General features: G+C 65.7%; 19 protein-coding genes. 9 read left to right on the top strand and 10 right to left on the bottom strand.

The genetic code is table 11. The features are described 5' to 3' along the window. The first annotated feature begins 697 nt into the window (after positions 1–697). Positions 698–1,591: a DMT family transporter gene (locus Q0030_RS05025; RefSeq protein WP_298363616.1), complete on the top strand. Its 894-nt coding sequence runs from the start codon at positions 698–700 to the stop codon at positions 1,589–1,591. Between the two features lie 6 nt (positions 1,592–1,597). On the opposite strand, the gene Q0030_RS05020 is transcribed toward Q0030_RS05025, so the two are convergent. Together Q0030_RS05020 and Q0030_RS05015 are read right to left on the bottom strand one after the other, a co-directional pair. Next, entirely contained in the window at positions 1,598–3,835 is a 2,238-nt protein-coding gene (locus Q0030_RS05020) for a CHASE3 domain-containing protein (protein ID WP_298363614.1), read from the bottom strand. A gap of 19 nt (positions 3,836–3,854) precedes the next feature. Further along, the gene (locus Q0030_RS05015; RefSeq protein ID WP_092113679.1) at positions 3,855–4,259 is read right to left on the bottom strand and encodes a response regulator; all 405 of its coding nucleotides are present in this window, start codon (positions 4,257–4,259) and stop codon (positions 3,855–3,857) included. Positions 4,260–4,439: 180 nt separating this feature from the next. Between Q0030_RS05015 and Q0030_RS05010 the strand changes: the two genes are divergently transcribed. Continuing rightward, positions 4,440–5,336, top strand: a complete 897-nt coding sequence (locus Q0030_RS05010; protein WP_298363612.1) for a DMT family transporter — start codon at positions 4,440–4,442, stop codon at positions 5,334–5,336. Positions 5,337–5,465: 129 nt separating this feature from the next. Here Q0030_RS05010 and Q0030_RS05005 read toward each other — a convergent pair whose 3' ends face one another. Further along, the gene (locus Q0030_RS05005; protein WP_298363609.1) at positions 5,466–6,044 is read right to left on the bottom strand and encodes a BA14K family protein; all 579 of its coding nucleotides are present in this window, start codon (positions 6,042–6,044) and stop codon (positions 5,466–5,468) included. Positions 6,045–6,308: 264 nt separating this feature from the next. Here Q0030_RS05005 and Q0030_RS05000 point away from each other — a divergent pair, with 264 nt between their 5' ends. Continuing rightward, positions 6,309–6,719: an NADH:ubiquinone oxidoreductase subunit NDUFA12 gene (locus Q0030_RS05000; RefSeq protein ID WP_298363605.1), complete on the top strand. Its 411-nt coding sequence runs from the start codon at positions 6,309–6,311 to the stop codon at positions 6,717–6,719. A 384-nt stretch (positions 6,720–7,103) separates the two neighbouring features. Here the strand turns inward: Q0030_RS05000 and Q0030_RS04995 are convergent, their stop codons facing one another. Beyond that, positions 7,104–8,054: a LysR family transcriptional regulator gene (locus Q0030_RS04995; RefSeq protein ID WP_298363603.1), complete on the bottom strand. Its 951-nt coding sequence runs from the start codon at positions 8,052–8,054 to the stop codon at positions 7,104–7,106. 120 nt (positions 8,055–8,174) lie between these two features. On the opposite strand from Q0030_RS04995, the gene Q0030_RS04990 reads away from it, so the two are divergent. Then, positions 8,175–8,936, top strand: coding sequence for a substrate-binding domain-containing protein (locus Q0030_RS04990; protein ID WP_298363602.1), 762 nt, complete (start codon positions 8,175–8,177; stop codon positions 8,934–8,936). A 42-nt stretch (positions 8,937–8,978) separates the two neighbouring features. Here the strand turns inward: Q0030_RS04990 and Q0030_RS04985 are convergent, their stop codons facing one another. Then, a complete protein-coding gene (locus Q0030_RS04985) occupies positions 8,979–9,677 on the bottom strand; it encodes a DJ-1/PfpI family protein (RefSeq protein ID WP_298363599.1) in 699 nt (232 codons plus the stop codon). A gap of 129 nt (positions 9,678–9,806) precedes the next feature. On the opposite strand from Q0030_RS04985, the gene Q0030_RS04980 reads away from it, so the two are divergent. Further along, on the top strand, positions 9,807–10,745 hold the full coding sequence (locus Q0030_RS04980; protein WP_298363598.1) for a GlxA family transcriptional regulator: 939 nt from the start codon (positions 9,807–9,809) through the stop codon (positions 10,743–10,745). A gap of 711 nt (positions 10,746–11,456) precedes the next feature. Here the strand turns inward: Q0030_RS04980 and Q0030_RS04975 are convergent. The 4 genes from Q0030_RS04975 to Q0030_RS04960 form a co-directional block, all read right to left on the bottom strand. After that, positions 11,457–11,891, bottom strand: coding sequence for a hypothetical protein (locus Q0030_RS04975; protein WP_298363597.1), 435 nt, complete (start codon positions 11,889–11,891; stop codon positions 11,457–11,459). A gap of 123 nt (positions 11,892–12,014) precedes the next feature. Next, positions 12,015–13,238, bottom strand: coding sequence for an SLC13 family permease (locus Q0030_RS04970; protein ID WP_298363595.1), 1,224 nt, complete (start codon positions 13,236–13,238; stop codon positions 12,015–12,017). 165 nt (positions 13,239–13,403) lie between these two features. Then, on the bottom strand, positions 13,404–14,345 hold the full coding sequence (locus Q0030_RS04965; RefSeq protein WP_298363594.1) for an alpha/beta hydrolase: 942 nt from the start codon (positions 14,343–14,345) through the stop codon (positions 13,404–13,406). 36 nt (positions 14,346–14,381) lie between these two features. Continuing rightward, positions 14,382–15,161: an SDR family oxidoreductase gene (locus tag Q0030_RS04960; protein ID WP_298363593.1), complete on the bottom strand. Its 780-nt coding sequence runs from the start codon at positions 15,159–15,161 to the stop codon at positions 14,382–14,384. Between the two features lie 269 nt (positions 15,162–15,430). Here Q0030_RS04960 and Q0030_RS04955 point away from each other — a divergent pair, with 269 nt between their 5' ends. Next, positions 15,431–16,444 (top strand): DUF2155 domain-containing protein, encoded by a 1,014-nt coding sequence (locus tag Q0030_RS04955; protein WP_298363592.1) that lies wholly within the window; start codon positions 15,431–15,433, stop codon positions 16,442–16,444. A gap of 110 nt (positions 16,445–16,554) precedes the next feature. Here the strand turns inward: Q0030_RS04955 and aat are convergent, their stop codons facing one another. After that, positions 16,555–17,235 carry a leucyl/phenylalanyl-tRNA--protein transferase gene (gene aat / locus Q0030_RS04950; protein WP_298363591.1) on the bottom strand — a complete coding sequence of 227 codons (681 nt, stop codon included), beginning with the start codon at positions 17,233–17,235 and terminating at the stop codon, positions 16,555–16,557. A gap of 222 nt (positions 17,236–17,457) precedes the next feature. Between aat and Q0030_RS04945 the strand changes: the two genes are divergently transcribed. From Q0030_RS04945 to Q0030_RS04935, 3 genes are all read left to right on the top strand, one after another. Continuing rightward, positions 17,458–18,903 (top strand): DASS family sodium-coupled anion symporter, encoded by a 1,446-nt coding sequence (locus tag Q0030_RS04945; RefSeq protein ID WP_298363589.1) that lies wholly within the window; start codon positions 17,458–17,460, stop codon positions 18,901–18,903. Positions 18,904–19,172: 269 nt separating this feature from the next. After that, on the top strand, positions 19,173–20,402 hold the full coding sequence (locus Q0030_RS04940) for an MdtA/MuxA family multidrug efflux RND transporter periplasmic adaptor subunit (protein ID WP_298363588.1): 1,230 nt from the start codon (positions 19,173–19,175) through the stop codon (positions 20,400–20,402). Further along, positions 20,399–23,506: an MdtB/MuxB family multidrug efflux RND transporter permease subunit gene (locus tag Q0030_RS04935; RefSeq protein ID WP_298363586.1), complete on the top strand. Its 3,108-nt coding sequence runs from the start codon at positions 20,399–20,401 to the stop codon at positions 23,504–23,506. Before Q0030_RS04940 ends, Q0030_RS04935 begins: the two co-directional genes overlap by 4 nt. Position 23,507 lies beyond the last annotated feature (1 nt).

Below are 23,507 nucleotides of genomic sequence, written 5' to 3'. Positions count from 1 at the left end.
TGTTTCTCTCATCCGTCAGGCGCCGGTGTGACCCGGCCCGGCGGCGGCATGATCCCGGGGCGGCGCCCGACTGGTCGGGTCCTCCGGGTCATGCATTCAACGCCCCAAACGCTCACGCGACACGTCACGCGTACGCTTCTTGCGGGCCGGTTACGGCCTCTGTTTCCGGGTCCTTCTCGGCCCGTTCTGTCGTCCCTACAGCGGCCCAAAATCAGGGCAGACAAGCCCTTCACCCGCGGCCCGAAGGCCTGGCGGAGTGGTCATTTTGGAACCCTTGTGGGAGCGACCGGCGGGGACCCAAACACACTCGCGCCGAACAGGTTGAAAGCTAGGCCATGTCCGCTGCGCCCGTCAAGGACTAGTACGAGTTTCTGAATCAAACACTAAATATGGTGGAAGGAGGGGGATAACAGGGGTCGGTGCCGCGCCTGTGATCGAGCCAACTATCGGTGAGTCCTCAGGGATTCCCAAGCCAAAAAAATTCGCTCCGCCTGTGGATTGGAGTTTCGCCCCGCTGTTCACAGGCGAAGATTTTATTCGCCGTGGCGGATTGAATTTTGGGGACTCACGTAGGCCTACGGGCAAACTACGGATCAGGCATGTCAGAGGCGTGATGGTCGGGCGACAAAATCGCGGGCAAGGTGCGGCCGACTCACTCCTCTTCAGACCCTTGCTCTTCATACCCTTGCCGGGTTCCATGACAGATCCGAAGCCTCACGGGCGGCCGCGCCTTGCGCCCGCCGGCCTGATGTTCCTCGCCATTACCTCGGTGGGCTGGGGATTCAACTGGCCGTCCACCAAGTTCCTGCTCAGCGAGCTGCCGCCGCTGACCCTGCGCGGCATCACCGGCGTGATCGGCGCCGTGCTGCTGGCCGTGCTGGCGCTGCTCCGTGCCCAGAGCCTGCATGTCGAGGCCCGGCTGTGGCCGCGACTCGTGCTGTATGCGGCGCTCAACGTCTCCGGCTGGATGGTGCTGATGGGGCTCGCGCTGCTCTGGCTGCCGGCGAGCGAGACTGCGCTGATCGCCTACACCATGCCGGTGTGGGCGTCGCTCTTGGCCTGGCCGGTGCTCGGTGAGCGGCCGACGCTGCTGCGGACCATCGCCCTCGTGATGGCATTCGCGGGGCTCGCGGCGATCATGGGCGGCAACGGCATTTCCGCGAGCAAGGACAAGCTGCCGGGAATCATCATGGCGCTCGGCGGCGCGTTCGGCTTTGCGCTCGGCACGGTGCTGGCGAAGAAATACCCGCTGGTGATGCCGCCGATCCCGGCCGCGGCCTGGCAGATCGGGCTCGGCTGCGTGCCGATCGCAATCGTCGGCCTGTTGATCGAGACCACGCATCTTGACCGCGTCACGACGGTCGGCTGGTGGCTGCTGGTCTATTCGACGCTGATCCAGTTCTGCGTCGCCTATGTCGCCTGGTTCGCCGCGCTTGCCCGCCTGCCGGCCTCGGTGGCGGCGATCGGCACCATGGCGGTGCCGGTCATCGGCGTCATTGCCTCCGCCGTCGCGCTGCACGAGCCGCTCGGGCCGACCCAGATCACAGCGCTGCTGTTCACGCTCGCCGGCGTTGCGCTGGCGACGAGGTAGCGCTGATCACTCGCCGAGCGCCTGCTGCAGCATGCTGGCGAGCTGCGCCTTGCGATAGGGCTTTGCCAGCAGCAGCACGCCTTCATCGAGGCGGCCGTGATGCACGATCGCGTTCTCGGTATAGCCCGAGGTGTAGAGCACCTTCATGCCGGGGCGACGCTTGGCGACCTCGTCGGCGAGCTGGCGGCCGTTCATGCCGCCGGGCATGATGACGTCGGTGAACAGGAGGTCGAACTTCTCGCCCTTGTCGACCAGCGCCAGCGCGGCGCGGGCGTCGGGCACGGCAATGGTCTTGTAGCCGAGGGCGCCAAGCTGCGTGACCACGTAGTTGCGCACCAGCTGGTCGTCTTCCACGACCAGGATGACTTCGCTGCCGCGCCGCACCGGCTCCGGCGCAGGCGCCTCGACCTCGACCTGGCCGCGGGCAGGGGGCAGATAGAGCTTGATCGTGGTGCCGTGGCCTTCCTCGCTGTAGATCTTGATATGGCCGCCGGACTGCTTGACGAAGCCGTACACCATGCTCATGCCGAGGCCGGAGCCCTTGCCGACCTCCTTGGTGGTGAAGAACGGCTCGAACACCTTGTCTTGCACGGCGTGCGACATGCCGGTGCCGGTGTCGCTGACCGCGAGCAGCACATAACGGCCCGGCGTGATGTCGGGATTAACAGCAGCATAGGCGTCGTCGAGCACGATGTTGCTGGTCTCGAACAACAGCTTGCCGCCGTTCGGCATCGCGTCGCGGGCGTTGATCGCCATGTTGAGCAGCGAATTGGCAAGCTGCGACGGATCGATATGGACGCTGGCGACGTCGGAGGCGAGCACCGAACTGATCTCGATCTGCTCGCCGAGCGTCGGCCGCAGCAGCTTGGCGATATCGACCACGGTGCCGTTGATGTCGACGGTGCGCGGCTCCAGCGGCTGGCGGCGGGCGAAGGCCAGCAGATGCTGGATCAGCTCGCGGCAGCGCTCGGCGGCGCGGTCGATCAGCTCGGCGGTTTGCGCAAGCTTCGGCTGGCTGCGCAGGCTGTCGACCAGCGTCTCGGTGGTGCCGGTGATGACCGTCAGCATGTTGTTGAAGTCGTGCGCGACGCCGCCGGTCAGCTTGCCGATGGCGTCGAGCTTCTGCGCCTGTTGCAGCTTGTGCTCGGTTTCGCGCGAGGCGGTGATGTCGTGATAGATCAGCGCTGCGCCGGTGATGGTGTTGTCGCCGTCGCGCAGCGGCCGGCCCGACACCACGAGGTGCATTGCGGGGGCGCCCCGGATCGGCTTGGCGATGAATTCCAGCCCGTCGAATTCCTCGCCGCGCAGCGCCTTGGCCGAGGGCATGTCATTGGCCTGCATCGGCGTGAGGCCGTCGGCCTGGAACACGTTGCTCATGGCGCGCAGCTGGCGGACCGTCATGCCCGGCTTGTAGCGCAGCATCTTCTCGGCGGCCGGGTTCGAGAGCAGCACGGTGCCGCCGCCGTCGATCACCAGCACCGCCTCCGCCATGCTGCGGAACGTGGTTTCCATCACCGAGGTGGAACGGCGGAGCCCTTCGAGCGCGGCGCCGAGATCCTTGGTGCGTTCGGCCACCTTGCCCTCGAGCGACAGATTGGTCGCCTTGGTCGCGCTGAGTGCGCCCTGCAGTTCGCGGCTGGCACGCCGGGCCGCCAGCGTCAGCGCGACCGCGAGCAGCAGGATCATCACCACGCCGGCAAGGTCGACCGCCAGCAACAGCCGCCCATTGGTCTTCGACTGTTCGGTGCGAATCCCGAGCAGGCGGCGCTCCTCGGCGACCAGGCGGTCGAGCGCCGCACCGACCTTGTCCATCAGCGCGCGGCTCTCGTCCGCGGAGATCAGCGCCGCGGCCCCGGCCATGTCGCCCGCCGTGCGCAGCCTGATCAGTTCGGCACCGACCGCAATGGCGCGCTCGACCTGTCCTCTGGTGCCCGCGATCAGCTGCCCTTCTTCCGGGGCCGACTTCACCGCAGCCATCAATTCGTCGAAGGCGGCGGTGAGGGCGGTGCTCTGCTGGCGGAATTCGTCGGCAAAGGAGGCGTCGCCGGTCAGCGCGAAGCCGCGCGCCGCGCTCTCGACGCCCCGCGGCAGCGGACGCGCATCCGAAATGCATTTGAGGATTCTGAGGGTGCGGTCGACCGAATCAATCTCGCTGCGCGACTTGACATCCAGCCCGATCGACGCCGCGCTGATGACGAGGAGGATCGCAAGGCCGCTGCCGAGGATGAGACGCTGGGAAGCCATCGACGATTAGTACGAGCAATTATTTGGAAAGACGAGCAGAAGGAGCGGACTTCGCAAGACATTCGTTAACGGCGGCAATCAGCGCCTGCGGGGTAAACGGCTTGCGCAGGCAGGCCGACGCGCCGAGTTCGATCGTCATCCGCAGGAAATCCGGCGCACGGTCGGCATTGGCGAAGGCATAGCCCGACATCGCGATCACGGGAATATGCGGCGCACGCTCGTGGAAGACGCGGATCGCCTCGAATCCGCGCATATGCGGCATGAAGACGTCGACCAGCATGACGTCGAACGACGCCTTGTCCAGCGCGCGCATGCCCGCTTCACCGCCATCCGCGACGGTGACGTCGAAGCCCTGGCGCTGCAAACACACCTCGATGGCGACGCACACCATCGGGTCGTCATCGACCACGAGAACGCTCGGCACGATGCATCCTCTATCTGCGGCCTCGCGTGCCGGCGACTCGCTTGGCCTGTCTGCCGATTAAGGCGGAACCTAGACGGAAAGTCTGTATCATAGAATGCATATGCTGTTTGCTGACAAGCGGATTTCCAGCTAGCCCTGACACCATCACTTGTATTTGTCCGCCCATATTACGACGGGTCCATGACCGCAGTTCCAGTCGCCGGCCGCGCCCCGCTGTCACCGCTCGGCCTCGCATTCCTCGTGGTCGCGTCGACCGGCTGGGGCCTCAATTTCCCGATCATGAAGTTCCTGCTCACGGAGTGGCCGCCGCTGTCGTCGCGCGGGCTCTGCGGCGTGGTCGGCGCGATCGCGCTCGGTCTGGTGGCGGTCGTACGCGGCGAGAGGCTGCGTGTCCCCGACGGCATGTGGTTGCGGCTTGCGCTGGTGTCGACGCTGTCGATCGGCGGCTGGGTCGCGTCGATGGGCCTGGCGCTGATCTGGCTGCGGGCCAGCGAGGCGGCCGTGCTCGGGATCTCGATCCCGGTGTGGGTCGCGCTGGTGGCCTGGCCGGTGCTCGGCGAGCGCGTGTCGCTGCCGCGTGCGCTCGCGCTTGGCGTGGCGCTGGTTGGGATCGCCGCGCTGATCGGCGGCGGCGGTCTCGACGCGAGCCTCGGCAAGCTGCCGGGCATCCTGTTCGCGCTCGCGGGCGCGCTCTGCGTCGGGCTTGGCACGGTGCTGACCAAGTCCTTCAAGCTCGCGATGCCGCCGCTGTCGCTCGCAGCCTGGCAGCTCGCGATCGGCTGCGTGCCGATCGCGATCGCCGGCGTCCTGATCGAGCAGCCGCAGCTTGCCGCGCTGTCGCAGTTCGGCTGGGCGTCGATGGTCTACATGACGCTGATCCAGTTCTGCCTTTGCTATGTCTGCTGGTTCGCGGCGCTGGAGCGGCTGCCGGCGGCGACCGCGTCGATCGGCACGCTGCTGGTGCCTGTCGTCGGCGTGCTGGCGGCCGCGGCCATGCTGCGCGAGCCGCTCAGCACGAGCGACATCGCGGCGCTGGTGGTGACGTTCGCCGCCGTCGGGGTAGCGTTGCGGACATGAAAAAGGGCGGCGTTGCCGCCGCCCTTTAGCTTCTGGGCATGATCTCCGCGCAAACGCGTTCCGCGTTTGTCGCGAGGGAAAACCGCTTCACACTTTTCCGGATCATGCCTTCAAACATTCAGGCCGTGATTACGGGCAGGGGTGCCGCAGGCCGTCAAAGCCGAGATAGGTGCCCGAGGCCGGATCGTAGGACCTGTAGCGCTGCGCGCAGTAGCTCGCATCGCCGCCTGGCGCGGCCTCCACGGCGACAGGCGCGCTGTCGTCGTAATAGCCGTAGCTGTCGTCATAGTATCCCGGGCCATAGCCGTAATAGCCGGAGCCGTAATACGCGCCCGAGGCGAGGGCACCGCCGACGACTGCACCGGCAACCGCGCCCGGCCAGAAGCCGCCGCCACGGTGATAGCCGCCGTGCCAGCCGCCACCGCCGCCGTGCCAACCACCGCCGCCGCCACCGGCCCAGTGGCCGCCGCCACCACCGCCTTGCCAGCCGCCGCCACCGCCCATCGCAGCACCACGGCCGCCGCCAAAGCCACCACCGCCGCCGCCGACATGGCCACCGCCACCGCCGCCGCCGCCGCGTGCACCACCGCCACCGCCCATCGCCCCCATCTGTGCGGCAGACTGGGCGAACGAAACGGTCGGCGCCACAGCCAACGGCAGCGCAAGCGCCAGCGCCGCGGCGGTGCTCAGAACCTTCATATTGATCATTTTGGACTCCATCAAAACGGACAATGTCTAACCATCTCTGCGGTTGGACGTTCCCGCGTTCCACATTGATTGTCCGTCATCTTTGCTTGACCGGCGGCGCATGTATGGCAGGTGAACAAAACTCATCGTGACCGCGTCATTTGGCCGCCCAAGGGCCCGCAACCCGGGTTTATTCCGGGAGTGTCCGGCTACCTTGGCGGCGGCTGGACATTTGGAGATTCAGGTGGCATCAGAGCCAGACTGCCTCGAACCGACCGGCCGCGCATGAAACAATTCCTGCTGAAATTCTTCACCTGGTGGAACGGCCAGACCTTTGGCACGCAGTTTTGGACCTCGCGCTACGGCGAGCTGGTCGGCGAGGACGAGCAGGGCAATCGCTACTACCGGACCAAGGGCGGCGAGATCGATCCGACGCTGCATTTCGAGCGCCGCTGGGTGGTCTATAACGGCTATGCCGAAGCGTCCCGGATCCCGGCCGGCTGGCACGGCTGGCTGCATCACACGGTCGATGTGCCCCCGACCGAGGACAAGTACGCGCCGCGGGAATGGGAAAAGCCGCATCTGCCGAATATGACCGGCACCGCGCAGGCTTACCGTCCATCCGGCTCGACGCTGGCGAGCGGCCGCCGCCCCAAGGCGACCGGCGACTATCACGCCTGGACGCCGGGAAGCTGAGCTTCACGCATTGTTGTTTCTGCCACGCGCGTGCGTAACGCCGCGCGTGCAGCGCACGCTCGCCTGTGGCAACGCAAGTGCGTGCCTGTGGACAACGGTAACAGCGGGGACAGGTGCGCCGCATCCGATGCTGTCCGCTTGCGCTGTGCGCGCCTTCGCGGCTCAATGAAGCCATCTTACGGAGATGGGGAACCATCGCGTCGGATCGGGCTCCAGATCGCGACTGTCCCGATGAGCAGCGGCCTCCGAGTTGGATGCGGCCGGGAGATAGGCCCCCGGTGCAGACGTCCGGAAATCGCCCGCAAATGTGAGGCTGCCGTGAGACAGGAAGGGCCGCTCGGGAAACCGGGCGGCCTTTTTCTTTCGCAGGACGGGCTGAAGGCGTCAGGGCGCCCCCTTGCTTTGGGCAAACGGCCTCGCAACCTCGCGAACGCAATCGGCAAACACTTGCGCGACCGGGCTCAGCATCCGGCCCTTCAGGGTGAAAATCGCCGTCGGCAGATGCCATCGCGGCAATGCAACGGGCAACGCCTTGAGCAGAGCAGCTCCGGGGCCGAATCGTAGCGCCGAGCCCGGAACGAGCGTGAGGTAGCGCCCGGTGGCGAGCAGGCTGATGCGCAGGTGTAACGAGTTGCTGAAGATCGTTGCGGTGGGGATCGGCAGGTTCGCGGCACGGAATGCTTCGACGAACGGCGAGCCGGACTCCACTTCCAGCGTCGACAGGATCCACGGTGCGTCGACGAACTCTGACAGCGTCAGCTTGCGGCGGCGCGACCAGGGGCTTTGCGGGCCGGCGACGATGGCCAGCGGCTCGTAGAACAGCGGCTGCATGTCGATGTCGTAGTCCGGCGTCTCCGTCAGCAGCCGCGAGATTACGATTTCGCATTGACGCTCCCGGAGCAGGTTGAACTGATGGAGCGCAGTGCCTTGCTCCAGCCTGACGCGCAGACGCGGCAGTCGCTTTGACAGCCGCTCGATGGCTGCCGGCACGAGGCCGGCGGCCCACACCTCGGTGCAGGCAATGCGCAGCTCGCCCGCCTCGGGATCGGCAAGAAACGCGATCTCCTCGACGCTTTGCCGAAGTTCATCGAACACCGCGGTGCCGCGCTTGAGCAGCGCCTTGCCGAACAGCGTCGGCTCGACGCCGCGAGCCGTGCGGTCGAGCAGTGTCACGCCGAGCATGTGTTCGAGATTGGCGATCGTGCGCGAGATCACCGGCCGCGAGATCGCCAGGCGCTCGGCAGCCTTCGCCATGCTGCTCTCCTCGACCACCGTCATGAAGACGTGGAGGTCGCGAGGCTTGAGAGAACGCCCAACCCTGTCGGCCCAGCGCATATGACGTACCTAAACGGCTACCGGCCTGTCGAATAATCGATCTTGTGGATACTCCTGTTTTCGCGCTGACTCCAGCTCCGGGCCTGAATTCTCGGCCCGGACCCGCTCGATACACAGGAGATGGTGATGGGGCACATTCGCGTCGTGGCCACGGCGTTTGTATTGGCGATGGGCGCCACGGCCTGCGGCGCGGCCGAGGTCACCGTTCTCAGCACGCCGACCATGAAGGGGGCCTTCAATGAGCTAGCACCGGCGTTCACGCGCGCAACCGGCCATACGCTTGTCCTGACCTTTGAAGGTGTGCCGGTGCTGAAGCGGCAGATCGAAGCGGGCGAGAGGTTCGATGCCGCCGTCTTGCTGCCTGCGGCGGTCGATGATCTTGCGCGGCTGGGCAGGATCGCCGCGGGTTCGCGATCGGACTTCGCCCGCACGGCTGCCGGTGTGGCGATTCGCGCGGGTGCGCCGAAGCCTCAGGTCGCCTCCCGCGATGACCTCAAGCGAACATTGCTGGCGGCGACAACGATCGCCTATTCGAGCGACAGCGTGAGCGGAAGCTATTTTCTTCGCTTGCTCGATCGCCTCGGAATTGAAGGCGAAGTGAAGCCGAGGCTTTTGGCTGTCACAGGGCGGAGCCCGGTCGATGCCGTCGCGCGCGGCGAAGCGGAGCTCACGGTGATTACCGTGCCGAACATCGTGGGTGTCGAGGGCGTTGCTCTCGCAGGGGTGCTACCAGACGAGCTGCAGAACTACACCACGTTCAGCGTCGGTATCAGCGCCAACGCCAGCGAGCCGAAGGCCGCCGAGCAACTGATCGCATTCCTGCACTCGCCGATGGCGGTTGCTGCGATACGGAGCAGGGGACTGGAGCCCGTTGCCCCCTGAAGCTCTGCGCTCGCGGCCGACGACGATCGTCGCGAGGAATGATCAGGACGCCCCCTGGCCGAGCCGTGCCGCGGCACCGCGCATCAATTCGCCCCGGCGCGCGTGTGCCGGTCCCATCCGCTCCTTCATGAACGCGAGGATCTCGGCGGGTGCCGTATCGGGCGAGCCGGCATTGAACGGCGGGGCCGGGTTGTATTCGAGCCTGAGCTGGATCGCTTCCGCGGTCTTGCGATCGACGAGCTCCGACACCAGCGTCAGTGCGAAATCGATGCCGGCGGTAACGCCGCCGCCGGTGAAACGGTTGCGGTCGACGCAGACGCGCGTCTTGGTCGGGATGGCTCCGAAGCCCGACAGGAAATCGATCGCGCTCCAATGCGTGGTGGCGCGATAGCCCTTCAGCAGACCGGCGGCGCCGAGCACCAGCGAGCCCGTGCAGACCGACGTGACGTATTTCGCTCCCTCGGCCTGCTTGCGCAGGAAGGCGAGCATCTCCTCGTCGCCGACCATGTCGTCGGTGCCGAACCCGCCGGGCACGCAGATCACGTCGAGTTGCGGGCAGTCGGAAAAGGTCGTGGTCGGTGTCAGGACCATGACGGAGTCGGTCGGAACGGGTTCGATCCGTTTCCAGATCAGATGCACCTTGGCGCCGGGGACCGAGGAGAACACCTGCAGCGGCCCGGTGAGGTCGAGCTGGGTCACCTTCGGGAAGACGAGCAATCCAATCTGCAGGGGTTCGGACATCGGAGGTCTCCAAATAGCGCTTGACGGAACCACGATGCCATGATGGCCTCTTGTCCAAAATGGCGTAATTCCCTCATTTTCGGACGTGGCCGCCACCTCCGAAGATCCGGCATTGCGAGGATTTGGCAGATGATCGGCATCCTGATCTTTCCCGACTTCCAGCTGCTCGACGCGGCCGGCCCGATCGCGGCGTTCGAGATCGCGGCGCGGTTCGCCAACAACCCGCCGGCGATCAGGACGATCGCGGTGAAGGCCGGGCCGGTGCGCTCTTCATCCGGCGTCGAGATGCTGGCGCGCGGCTTCAAGCCCTCGGCGGCGATCACGACGCTGATCATCGCGGGCGGCAACGGCGTGGGCACGCCGGCGACCTGTCCGGTCACGCTGTCATTCGTGCGGCGGATGGCGAGCCGTGGCATCCGCGTCGCCAGCGTCTGCTCGGGTGCCTATGTGCTGGCCGAGGCCGGCCTGCTCGACGGCCGCCGTGCCACCACGCATTGGCAGCGCACGCCGCACTTCGTGAAGACCTATCCGAAGGTCAAGCTCGAGCCGGACCAGATCTTCGTCCGTGACGGCAACATCTGGAGCTCGGCCGGCATCACCGCCGGCATCGATCTCGCGCTCGCCATGATCACCGAAGACTACGGCGACGAGGTCGCGCAGAACACCGCGCGGCAGCTCGTGCTGTACCATCGGCGCAGCGGCGGGCAGTCGCAGTTTTCCTCGCTGCTGGAATTGAAGGCGCCGAACGGCCGGTTCGGGCCGCTGCTCGCCTGGGCGCGCGAGCATCTCGACGCGCCGCTGACGGTCGACGACCTCGCCGACAAGGCCGGGATGAGCTCGCGGCATTTCACCCGCGCCTTCATCGCGGAGACCGGCACCACGCCATCGAAAGCGGTGGAGCGGCTGAGGATCGAAGTTGCGCGGCAGCGCGTGCAGTCGTCGGGCGAGGCGATCGAGCGCGTCGCCGAGATCACCGGCTTCCGCGATCCCGAACGGATGCGCCGCGCCTTCATCCGCGCCTTCGGCCAGCCGCCGCAATCGCTGCGCCGGGCATCGCGCGCGGGCTAGGTCGTGGACTTGCGGAACTCCGGCGTGTTGTTGGAAAGAAGGGGAGTGATTCCAACGGCGAAGCGAACACAGCTGCCGACGAGGGACCGTCGCCAAACTCACCAGCGCTGCCGGCAGAGGCAATTCGAGTTTGGGACAAGCTCGTTGTCCGATCTCACACGATCCATGCCGTCGTTGCACCGATGAACCAGCGCGAAGGTTCCTGTGACCCACCTTAAGTGGGCATTGGGGACCCGAGGAGGTTCTACATGACAAAGCATCGAACGATTACCGGGTTCGTGGCCGTCGCCCTGCTGGCTGTCACCGCAACCGCCGCGACGATGAGGTCGCACGCGCCCCGGACCGAGGGCGTTGTCGTCTCCGACGCGGACGCGCTCCCGGCCAGGGATTTCAGCGACCGCTGGTCCCCGATTTCAGCTTTGCCTCCGGCAATGGACATGACTGAGCGCGCACCTGACGTGCGTTAAGCCGGTCATCGACGCAGATCCGGCCCAGTCGCGGACGCGCCGCGCGCAGAGTTCACCGCAGCACAAAGGTCCCGCCGAAGCGGGGCCGGATGTTGAACCACTTGATGTTGAACGACTTAATCTTAAAACGACGTGGTCTCGAATAGAAATAATGGTTCGGCCGCGCCGGAATAGCGCAACCCTTCACCTATGCACGCCGAAAATCCACGGATGGCTGAGCGCGAAACGTGCCCGAGCCGAAATATCAATTGCTCAATGTATCGGTCGCGATCTTCTTCTTGAGTGCTTCGCAGGTATCCCTGACCTCGGTGGTCATCAACGAGACGGCCTCGATCTGCAGGAAGAAGCGCTTGCCCTGATCGCGGTAACCCGCGGCGAACTCCTTGATTTCCGCGATCATCTCATGGACGCCTGCCACCATTGCCTCACAGTTCTTGGCGGCCAACTGCAGTTCCGTTCCTAGGGCCTCGATCTCCTTCACCGCCGCTTCGTATTCGCGCACCACTGCCTCGGCCGACAGCTTGCCCACCTCGTTGACGCCGTTGCGGTGCTCGACGTAGTCCGGCATCGGTGAGAGAGGCCTGACGTTGCTGCGTGGTCGAGGCGAAGTCATCGTGTCGACTTCGCTCTGCAACTGTTCCAGCGGGGCGCGGGCGAGGACTTCTGCACTAACACTCATGCGAACGCTCCATAAGTTGTTACGGCAAATGGAGTTTATCAATGTCAACGGATTTGTCTCGCTTTTCCACAAGTTTGAAGCAGTCCGATTGTGCATCGCAGCATGGCGAATCCCACATTTGCCTCAATGCGGCGCGTCGGGATGCCAGCCGAGCAGGGCCAGCATCACGAAGAAGCCGACGACATAGGCCACCATGATCGGCCAGCCCTGGGTGATCCAGCGGACCACCGACTTGGCTTCCGGATACATGTTGGACACCGCAACGCCCGCGGACGAACCGAACCAGACCATCGATCCGCCAAAGCCGACTGCGTAGGCGAGAAAGCCCCAGTCGTAGCCGCCTTGCCTGAGCGCCAGCGCGGTCAGGGGAATGTTGTCGAACACCGACGAGATGAAGCCGAGCCCGAGCGCGGTCTGCCATGATGCGGTCGGCAGTTTCTCAACCGGCATCATCGAGGCCGCCGTCACCAACGCGAGCAGGAATAGGGTGCCCTTGAACGTCTCGGGCATCACCGACCAGTCCGGCCGGCGCAGCAGCGAGGTGACGAGGATCGCGGCCCAGACCGCGAGGCCGAGCACCGGCAGCGCGTCGAGCAGCGCGGGGAATTTCAGATTGGCTGTCACATTGGCCGCGAGCGCAGCGAGCAGGATCACCGCCACGATCGCAACCCGGGCCCAGTCGATGTTGAGGCCGGACGGCGCATCCTTCACGATCGGGGAATAGCGGTGCTGCTGCAGCGAGGCCGGTACCGCAAACACCAGCATCGCCACGACGGCCGCGACATAGGCGTCGACGACGGTGAGCGGGCTGACGCCGTCGATCCACATCATCGTGGTCGTGGTGTCGCCGACGACGCTGCCGGCGCCGCCGGCATTCGATGCGGCAACGATCGCCGCGAGGTAGCCGATATGGACGCGGCCCCGGAATACGGAACGCGCGACGGTGCCGCCGATCAGCGCCGCCGCGATATTGTCGAGGAAAGCCGACAGCACGAACACGATCACCAGCAGGATCAGTCCGCCCTTCCAGTCGTCGGGCAGCAGCGCCGGCATCTCGTCCGGGATGCGGCTCTCCTCGAAATGCCGCGACAGCAGCGCAAATCCCATCAGGAGCAGGAACAGGTTCGCGAGCGTGACCCACTCATGCTCCATTTGGTGCACGAGACCGGGCAGGCCCGCGCCGAACCTTGCGAAGCCCGTGAACATCAGCTTGTAGGCGACGATCGCGGCAAGGCCCGTCAACGCAACGGCGAGCGTATGATGATGGAAGATCGCGACGCCGAGCAGCGTCAGCGCGAACAGGATGAAATCGAGCGGGATACCGTAGACGAGGATGGGCGTGAACAAGACGATCTCGATGGCTGGAGTGCCCGGTGGCATAAAGCGCGTCCGGCCGCACTATCGCGCGGCGCAGGGAACTTCAAGGCGCGCTAACGCCGCAAGCTGCGCGCGCCATCCGCTCCGAGCCTCGAGGGGACGACGCTGCAAGCGCGTCGCCCCCGATCCCGATCGCTAGCCCAGCGTCTTCAGCCAGGCGCTGATCTCGGTCACCGCGACATTGGCCTGGTTGAGCAGCTTGCCCATGGTGAAGAAGCCATGGAACTGGCCGGAGAAATGCCGGTAGGTCACGGGCACGCCAGCGTCCTTGAGGAATTTCGCGTACTCGTCGCCTTCGTCGCGCAGCGGATCGGCGCCGGCGGTCAGCACATAGGCCGGTGGCAATCCGGCAAAGCTTTTCGCGCGCGCAGGCGAGGCGCGCCAGTCGCTGTTGTCGGCATCGCCGAGATAGTGGTTGCCGAACCAGCCGATCACCGAATGCGTCAGGAGGATGCTGGTCTCGGGCTCGCGGTGCGAGGGATGCTTCCGCGAGAAATCGGTCGCGGGATAGACCAGCAGCTGGGCGGCGAGCTTCGGTCCGCCGTCGCGGGCGGTGAGGGCAACCACCGCAGCCAGATTGCCGCCGGCGCTGTCGCCGCCGACGATCAGGCGCGTAGCATCGATGCCGAGATCCCCAGCGTTGGCGGCGACCCATCTGGTCGCGGTGACGGCGTCGTCCACCGCGGCCGGGAAGCGGTGTTCGGGCGCCAGCCGGTAGTCGACCGAGATCACGATCAACTCGCCCTCATGGGCAAGCTTCTGGCAAACCACCTCATGGGTATCGAGATCGCCGATCACCCAGCCGCCGCCGTGGAAGAACACCAGGCAGGGCGCGAGCCCGTCCTTCCTGCGCAGCGTCTTCGGCGTGTAGATGCGGGCCGGGATCGCGCCGTGCGGCGCCGGGATCGCAAGCGCCTTGCTCGATTCAAGCGCCGGCGGCTTGGGATTGGAGACGATGCGGGCGGCGCGATAATATTCGCGCGCTTCCGGTGCGGTCAGCGATTCATAGGCCGGGCGGCCGGCCTCCTGGAAGGCCTTGTAGACGGCAGCGGCATCGGGATCGAGAACGACGGGCATAGACGACAAACCTTCTTGTGATGCTGAACTGAAGTGTCAGGCGGCGGTGCGGCCGCCGTCGACCGTGTAGGCGGAGCCGGAGACGTAGCTCGCCTCGTCGGAAGCGAGGAAGGCGACGATGGATGCGACTTCGCTCGCGAGGCCGAGCCGGCGCGCCGGGATGCGGTCGACGATCTTCTCGACCGGCAGCGGCGCGTTGCCGCCGGAGCGGCCCTGCAGGATGGTGCTCAGCATCCGGCTCTCGATCATGCCGGGACAGACGCAATTGACGCGCACGCCGGTGCCGGAGCATTCCCACGCCGCGCTCTTGGTCAATCCGATCACCGCATGCTTGCTGGCGCTGTAGACCGCGATCATCGGCGATCCCATCAGGCCTGCGATCGAGGCGGTGTTGATGATGCTGCCCTTGCTCTGCTTCAGCATCACCGGCAGCACATGTTTCATGCCGAGGAAGACGCCGACGACATTGACGTCGAGCACCCGGCGAAAACTCTCCAGCGAATATTCAGGGATCGGCCTGATGTCGCCCTCGATGCCGGCGTTGTTGTAGAAGGCATCGATGGTGCCGAAGCGGTCGATGGCGGCGCGGACATAGTCCTTGACCTCGTCCTCATCGGTGACGTCGGCGGTGATCGCGAAGGCCTCGGCCGAGGCGGGCAAGTCCTTGATGGCGGCCGCAAGATCGGCTCCCTCGCGGTCGACTGCGACAATCCGCGCCCCGCGTTCGGCGAGCAGCTGGAGCGTGGCGGTTCCGATGACGCCCGCAGCCCCGGTGACGACGGCGACCCGGCCGTCGAGCCTGATGCGATCTGGCATGTTTGGGTTTCCTCTGGCTGGTCCGGTTCGATCCGGATTTTCTCAGGTTTTCACGCGGTGCCGCGCGCCTTCAGCGTGAGGACTATCACACGTGTTCCCAGGAGTGACTAGAGGGTGACCAGAGGCTGAACCGTGCCTGGCCGGTGGGCCGGGGACGGGTGTCCGCGCGCCCTTTCCCCGCCGTATTCGGCGTGTTAACCGGTGGCCTGCGAGCGGCCGATATCAAGGTAGACTGTCGCGAGCCCGATTCGCCCTTTAAAGCCCGCGAGATGCTTCGAACCATTGCCCTGACTGGCTTTGCGGCCTTGGTTGCCGCCTCAACCATCTCGCTTGCGCCGCCCGCGCGCGCGCAGATCGGAACGATTTTCTCCGATCCCGCGCCGCGTCCGCCCGGCTCGATACCGCGTGGCCAGGTGGCGCCTCCCAGCGACGACGACGAGGAAGTGCCGGAATTGCCGCGCGGCCGCCTGCTGCCGACCCAGCCGCGGGCGTTGCCGCCGGGCCAGGCGGTGCCGCCGCCCGGCAGCGTGCAGTCGCAGCCTTTGGCGCCGCCGCCCGGCAGCACGGTCGCTCCGCCCGGCGTTGCCGTGCAGCCGCCGCAGCCCGGCGGGCCCGCCGTTGCCAACACGCCGCCCGGCGCCAATCCGCTGCCTGGCCTGCCGCCGGGGCAGCGTCAGCCCAAGGGGACTCCGCAGGGGACGCCACAGGGCACGGCGCCGCAGACGCCTGCCGCGTTGCAGCCGGGCGATGAGGTCGTGCAGGAGCCGCCGTCGACCAAGATCACCAACAAGAAGGCGAGCTTCTCCGGCCTCGACAAGATCACCGGACGCATCATCAATTTCGACGAGGATATCGGCGAGACCGTGCAGTTCGGCGCGCTGCGGGTGAAGACCGACGCCTGCTACACCAGGCCATCGACCGAAGCCGCCAACACCGACGCCTTCGTCGAGGTCGACGAGATCACGCTGCAGGGCGAGGTGAAGCGGATCTTCTCGGGCTGGATGTTCGCGGCGAGCCCCGGCCTGCATGGCGTCGAGCATCCGATCTACGACATCTGGCTGACCGACTGCAAAGGGCCGGACCAGACCATCGTGACCGCCGCGCCCGATCCGCCGAAGGCGCCGACGCCACCTCCGCCGCCGGCCCAGAAGCGGGCGCCGCCGAAGCAGGCCGCGCCGCGTCCGCCGCCGCAGCCGCTGCCGCAATACCAGCAGCAGCCGCCACCTCCGCCGCCCCAGCAGCAGCGGCCGGGTGGATTGTTCGGCGGCTTGTTCGGGAATTGATTGGCACTTCGTAGCCCGGATGGAGCGTTAGCGAAATCCGGGTTCTTTCTCCGCGGATGTTACGGCCCCGGATTTCGCTGCGCTTCATCCGGGCTACGCGTCCCGCCAGATCAATTGCGCGCGGCGATCATCGCCAGCGCGTCAGCACCCTTGACCGGCTGCGTGGCGTCGAGCTTGCGGAATTCCGCCGGCGCGCCTGCGATCGCCTTGTCGAGCAGCGCGCGATAGCGGCGTCGCGAAATCTCCACCGCGCCGAACGTCTTCAGATGCTCGGTCACATATTGCGTGTCGAGCAGCTCGAACCCGCCGGCGATCAGCCGTGCCACCAGATGCACCAGCGCGACCTTCGATGCGTCACGCGTGGTGTGAAACATGCTTTCGCCGAAGAAGGCGCGGCCGAGGCTGACGCCGTAGAGGCCGCCGACCAGATTGTCGTCCTGCCAGACCTCGACGCTGTGGCAATGGCCCGACATGTGCAGCCCGACATAGAGGTCGCGGATGCGCTTGTTGATCCAGGTGTCGTCGCGGCCGGGCTGCGGCGCCGCGCAACCGGCGATCACGGCCTTGAACGCGGTATCGACGGTGACGGTGAACGCATCCGAGCGCACGGTGCGCGCCAGGCGGGAGGCGACACGGAAGCCGTCGAATGGAATCACGCCGCGCAATTCGGGCTCGACCCAGAACAGGGTCGGATCGTCGGCGCTCTCCGCCATTGGGAAGATGCCGCAGGCATAGGCGCGCAGCAGCACCTCGGGCGTGATCTCGGAGGAGGCGGAGTCGCGTGAGGTCATGCGGGCGAAGATAGCAAAGCGCGGGCCGTCTTGCGATGGGGGCCCCACGGGGTCGCGACGTGTTGACGAAACGCGCCGGTTCCTCCACAAGCCGCGCCATTCCGCCGCAGTTTCCCGAGACGGACTGCGCGGCCATGCTAGATTGCCACGAAAAGATGGCGCTGCCGCCCGGGACATGGCGGCTTGCGCGCCGACAATCAACACGGGTGAGGGGGACGCTGCATGAAATCGTCATGGCGGACGTTTGCGCCGTTGCTGGTCTGGCTGGTGATCTATCTGGTGCCGGTGCCATCAGGGCTGAACGCCAATCAGTGGCACTATTTTGCGGTGTTCGCCGCCGTGATCACCGGGTTGATCCTCGAATCGATGCCGGTCGGCGCGGTCGGCCTGATTGGCCTCACGGTCGCCGGCGTCGGCGGTTATGTCGAGCCCGACCCGAACAAGTCGCTGCGCTGGATGCTCGCCGGCTTCTCCGAGAGCACGGTGTGGCTGATCGTCGGCGCCTTCGTGTTCTCGATCGGCTACCGCAAGAGCGGGCTCGGCCGCCGGCTGGCGCTGCTGCTGGTGCGCGGGCTCGGCCGCCGCACCATCGGGCTCGGCTACGCGGTGGCGTTCTCCGATCTGGTGCTGGCGCCGGCGACGCCGTCCAACACCGCGCGCTCGGGCGGCACCATCTATCCGATCGTCAGCAACATCCCGCGCATCTATGGCTCGGAGCCCGGTCCGACCGCGGGCAAGATCGGCACCTTCGTGATGTGGACCGCGTTTGCGACGACCGCCGTGACCAGCTCGCTGTTTCTGACCGCGCTGGCGCCGAACGCCGCCGCGCTCTCGATCGCCAAGAAGCTCGTCAATATCGAGGTCGGCTGGTCGCAATGGTTCATCGGCTTCGCGCCGCTCGGCATCCTCTTGCTGCTGCTGGTGCCGCTGCTGAGCTACGTGGTCTGCCGGCCCGAGATCAAGGAGAGCCCCGAGATCGTGACCTGGAGCGAGGGCGAACTCGCCAAGATGGGACCGCCGTCGCGCCACGAATGGATCATGGCAGTGCTGGTGCTGCTCGCGATGTTCCTGTGGATCTGCGGCTCCAATCCCAATATCAGCGTGCCGTTGCTCGGCTCGAACTTCATCAACGCGACCACGGTGGTGTTCGTCGTGATCTCCCTGATGCTGCTGTCAGGCGTGATCGCGTTCGAGGACATCGTCGCCGAGAAGAGCGCGTGGGAGGTATTCTTCTATTTCACCTCGCTGCTCACGCTGTCGTCGGGTCTCAACGAGATCGGCTTCATCAAATGGGTGGCCGAGGGTTATGCGAAGCCGCTCGCAGGCACGTCGCCGCTGGTCGGGATGATCCTGCTCGTCACGTTCTTCTTCTGGATCCACTATTTCTTCTCGAGCATTACGTCGCATACCGCCGCGGTGCTGCCGGTGGTGCTCGCGGTCGGCTCCAGCATTCCCGGCCTGTCGGTGCAGATCCTGATGCTGCTGTGCGTCTATTCGCTCGGCCTGATGGGGGTGATCTCGCCGTACGCCACGGGTCCGGCGCCGATGTATTACGGCAGCGGCTATATCGGCAAAGGCGACTTCTGGAAATTCGGGCTGATCTTCGGCGTGATCTACTTTGCCGGATTGTTGCTGATCGTGTTGCCCTGGCTACAGACGATCGGGTAAAATAGCCACAATCCAGCGAGAAACAGCGCCCGACCGGGAAGGAGGGCTATCCTTTCCGATTCTTAACGCGCTTTGTCGGACCGAAGCGTTCAAAATGCTTCTTCGGATGTGGCGCGCGCGGACTTCAGGGGACACATAGAGCGGCGCGAGCTCGTTCGTGTTTCTTCGTGGGCAAGTTTATGGACCAGCATATCAAAGACCCGTCGATTATGACGCCCGAGCAAACCAGGCGGCCGTCGCGCGGGCGAGGCTTTCTGACAGGGTGTGTCGTGCTGGCGGTGCTTGCCGGCATCGTCTGGTGGACGCGGCAGCAGGCCGCGCCGCCGCAGGCCGGCGGCGGGCGCAACGCCGGGCCGATGTCGATCGTGCCGGAGGCCGTCGGCAAGGGCGATATCGGCGTCAGCCTGAATGCGCTCGGCACCGTGACATCGCTCGCCACCGTGACGATCAGGAGCCAGATCAGCGGCTACCTGATGAAGATCGATTTCAAGGAGGGCGATGAGGTCAAGAAGGGTGACCTGATCGCCGAGATCGATTCGCGACCCTATGAAGCGACGCTGGCGCAGGCCAAGGGCACTCTGGCGCGCGACGAGGCGCAGCTGAAGGGCGCCCAGGTCGATCTCGCTCGCTACCAGAACCTCGCCACGCAGAACGCTGTGCCGCATCAGACGCTCGATACCCAGATCGCGCTTGTCGCGCAGTATCAGGGCACGGTCGAGGCCGACCGCGCGTCGGTGAAATCGGCCGAAGTGAATTTGCAATATTGTCACATCGTCTCGCCGATCAACGGGCGGGTCGGACTGCGCCAGGTTGACCTCGGCAACTACGTGACGCCTGGCGACACCAACGGCCTTGTCGTGATCACGCAGCTCGAGCCAATCAGCGTGCTGTTCACGCTGCCGGAGGACAATCTGCAGGCGGTCGCGAAGCGGTTGAAGGACGGCGCGGTGCTGCCGACGGCGGCCTATGACCGCAGCGGCGCCAACAAGCTCGCCGAGGGATCGCTGCAGACCTTCGACAGCCAGATCGATGCGACCACCGGCACGATCAAGCTGCGCGCCCAGTTCGAGAACGAGAAACGCACGCTCTATCCGAACCAGTTCGTCAACATCCGCCTGCTGCTCGACACCCACAAGGATGCCACGACGATGTCGACCGCCGGCATCCAGCGCGGCGTCCCCGGCACCTTCGTCTATCTCGTCAACGCCGACAGCACGGTCTCGGTGCGGCCGGTGAAAATCGGCGTCACCGACGGCGACCGTGTCGAGGTGCTCTCGGGGCTGACCGCCGGCGATCGCATCGTGATCGACGGCGCCGACAAGCTGCGCGAGGGCGCCAAGGTGGTGGTGCGCTCCGCCGCCGATGCCGCGAGCCCGGCCGGCGCGGCCAAGGGGACGGCGAGCGGCGCGGCGAATGGGGCCGCCAAGGGAGGCGGCGCTGCTCCCGACAAGGCGGGAGGCGGCGACCATAAGGGTTCCGCGGACGGGCAGAAGAAATGAACCCGTCGCGGCCATTCATCCTGCGGCCGGTGGCGACGACCCTGATGATGATCGCCATCATGCTGTCGGGCATGCTGGCGTTCAGATTCCTCCCGGTCGCGGCGCTGCCGGAAGTCGATTATCCGACCATCCAGGTGCAGACCTTCTATCCGGGCGCCAGCCCCGACGTGATGACGTCGTCGGTGACGGCGCCGCTCGAGGTGCAGTTCGGCCAGATGCCGAATTTGAACCAGATGAGCTCGGTGAGCTCTGCCGGGTCGTCTGTCATCACGCTGCAGTTCGGTCTGTCGATCTCGCTCGACGTCGCCGAGCAGGAGGTGCAGGCCGCGATCAATGCTGCGGGCAATCTCTTGCCGTCGGACCTGCCGGCGCCGCCGATCTACGCCAAGGTCAATCCGGCTGACGCGCCGATCCTCACTCTCGGCCTGACCTCGAAGACCATGCCGCTGACGCAGGTGCAGGACTTCGTCGACACGCGGCTGGCGCAGAAGATCTCGCAGCTGCCCGGCGTCGGCCTCGTCAGCATCAGCGGCGGCCAGCGGCCCGCGGTGCGCATCCAGGCCGACATCCGTAAGCTCGCGGCCTATGGCCTCAACATCGACGATCTCCGCACCACGCTCGGCAACGCCAACGTCAACACGCCGAAGGGCAATTTCGACGGCGCGATGCGTGCCTACACCATCAACGCCAATGACCAGATCCGCAATGCCAGCGACTACCGCTCGCTGATCATCGCCTACAAGAACGGCTCACCGGTCCGCCTCAGCGATGTCGGCAACGTCGTCGACGGCGCGCAGAACGACAAGCTCGGCGCCTGGATGAACGAGACGCAGGCGATCATCCTCAACATCCAGCGCCAGCCCGGCGCCAACGTGATCTCGGTGGTCCAGGGTATCAAGGACCTGTTGCCGCAACTGCAGGCAACGCTGCCGGCCGCGATCGATCTCAACATCCTGACCGACCGGACCGTGACGATCCGGGCCTCGGTCCGCGACGTCGAATACGAGCTGGCGCTTGCGGTGATCCTGGTCGTGCTGGTGATCTTCGTGTTCCTGCGCTCGACCCGCGCCACGCTGATCCCGAGCCTGTCGGTGCCGCTCTCGCTGGTCGGCACGCTGGGCGCAATGTATCTGTTCGGCTTCAGCCTGAACAACCTGTCGCTGATGGCACTGACGATCGCGACCGGCTTCGTGGTCGACGACGCCATCGTCGTGATCGAGAACATCTCGCGCTACATCGAGGGGGGCGAGTCGCCGCTCGAGGCGGCATTGCGCGGCTCCGAGCAGATCGGCTTCACCATCATCTCGCTGACGGTGTCGCTGATCGCGGTGCTGATCCCGCTGCTGTTCATGGGCGACGTCGTCGGCCGGCTGTTCCGCGAATTCGCCATCACGCTGTCGGTCACGATCCTGATCTCCGCCGTGGTGTCGCTGACGCTGGTGCCGATGGCCTGCGCCAAGCTCCTGAAGCCGGAAAGCATGACGCGCGAGAACACCTTCCAGCGGCTCAGCCGCGAAGGGTTCGACCATGTCATCGCGATCTACGCCCGGATGCTCAACTGGGTGCTGGATCGCCAGACGTTCGTGCTGCTGATCGCGCTCGCCACCTTTGGTCTCACGGCGCTGCTCTACGTCGTCATTCCGAAAGGCTTCTTTCCGGTACAGGACACCGGCGTGATCCAGGCGATCTCGGAGGCGCCGCAATCGGTGTCCTATGCGGCGATGGCCGAGCGGCAGCAGCGGCTCGCCAGCGCGATCCTGAAGGACCCTGATGTCGAGAGCCTGTCGTCGTTCATCGGTGTCGACGGCACTAACACCACGCTCAACAGCGGCCGCATCCTGATCAACCTGAAGCCGCACGAGCAGCGCAAGGCTGGCGTCTCGACGATCATGGACCGGATCAAGGCCAGCACCGCTGATCTGACCGGCATCACGCTCTACATGCAGCCGGTCCAGGACCTCACCATCGAAGGCACGGTGAGCCGCACGCAGTATCAGTTCATCCTGCAGGATGCCGACCCGAACGAGCTCGCGGAATGGACGCCGAAGCTGGTCGACAAGCTTAGGGAATTGCCCGAGCTCAGCGACGTCACCAGCGACATCTCCGCGCAGGGGCTTTCGGTGTTCGTCGACATCGACCGCGACCAGGCCGCGCGGTTCGGCATCACGCCGGCGACGATCGACAACGCGCTGTACGATTCCTACGGCCAGCGCATCGTCTCCACCGTCTTCACCAATTCGAACCAGTACCGCGTCATCCTCGAGGCCGATCCGTCGCTGCAGAACTCGCTGGATTCGCTGTCGTCGATCTATCTGCCGTCATCGGTGGGCTCGACGCCGGTGCCTCTGTCCGTGATGGCCAAGATGCGAGTCGAGACCGCGCCGCTGCAGGTCTCGCATCTCGGCCAATTCCCGTCGGCAACCGTCTCGTTCAACCTGGCGCCGGGCGCCTCGCTCGGCGGGGCGGTGACCGCGATCAAGCAGGCGCAGGCGAACATCAATCAGCCGCTCGGCATGATCACGAGCTTCCAGGGTGCGGCACTGGCGTTCCAGTCCTCGCTGTCCAACCAGCTGTTCCTGATCCTGGCCGCGATCATCACGGTCTATATCGTGCTCGGCGTGCTCTATGAGAGCTTCATCCACCCGTTGACCATCCTCTCGACGCTGCCTTCGGCCGGCATCGGCGCGCTGCTGGCGCTGATGATGGCCGGGCAAGACCTCACCATCATCGCGATCATCGGCATCATCCTCCTGATCGGCATCGTGAAGAAGAACGCCATCATGATGATCGACTTCGCGCTCGATGCCGAGCGCAACGAGGGCAAGCCGCCGCGGGAGGCGATCTACCAGGCCTGCCTGTTGCGGTTCCGGCCGATCATCATGACGACGATGGCAGCTGTGCTCGGCGCGCTGCCGCTGATGCTCGGCAGCGGCGCCGGCTCCGAGCTCCGGCATCCGCTCGGCATCTCGATCGTCGGCGGTCTCTTGGTGAGCCAGCTGCTGACCCTGTTCACGACGCCGGTGATCTATCTCTGGTTCGATCGCCTGGCGCTGCGGTTTGCCGGGCGGGCGGACGAGGTCGGCGAGGCGAGCGGGTCGCGTTGAG

The organism is uncultured Bradyrhizobium sp., from assembly GCF_947648125.1.
In the GTDB taxonomy this organism is placed as follows: Bacteria; Pseudomonadota; Alphaproteobacteria; order Rhizobiales; family Xanthobacteraceae; genus Bradyrhizobium.
This window is presented reverse-complemented; position numbering and strand designations above follow the sequence as displayed.